General features: G+C 49.8%; 1 protein-coding gene. It reads right to left on the minus strand.

Features of this window, described 5'->3' with window-relative positions; all coding sequences use genetic code 11:
- Window positions 1-602: AFG1/ZapE family ATPase (gene zapE, locus A3739_RS26005; protein ID WP_156502855.1), on the minus strand; the 602-nt coding region annotated here is incomplete at both ends.

Consider the following 602-nt stretch of genomic DNA (forward strand, 5'->3'; position numbering starts at 1 on the left):
CGACCACTCCATATGTTCCCCATCTTTGGTGCGAATCATGGTCGTCGCAAAGGAACTCGAGTTTCCCCCCTTCTCACTGACAAACAATTCTTCATCCCCATCACTGCTTTCGACTTGCGCTTCAAAATCGACAAATAATTCGTCGAGTGGGACTTGTGCCGCTAGCACCAAGCGGGTGCGAGATTCATAACACGCATCAATGAGGGTCACGAAGCGTCGCGCTTCGTTGAGATGGTTGGCATCCAATTGGGGGACGTTGTCCATGATGAGGACCGGAAATCGGTCGCAGAGAGAAAGATAATCGGCCGCACCGAGCGGTTGATAGCACAACTCGGAAAAGTCAAACCAGGCGCACCGGTCATTCAATCGGGCGACCTGGACGGTGCGACCGAAGCGAACTTTAATGATCTCAGACTCAGCTCCGGATGCAGTGCCACCAAATATTTCTTCCAACTGCGCCTGCATGTCGTTATTACTACTATTATCGCCCTGAACATCCTTGTTTGACCAAAAATAGGATTGACCATCCGCTCGATTTTCGAGTCGATAATCCTTGGTGGAGCCCTCCATCGAAATAATGTCGAACGTATGTTTCAACATAT

Source organism: Oleiphilus sp. HI0067, from assembly GCF_001635735.1.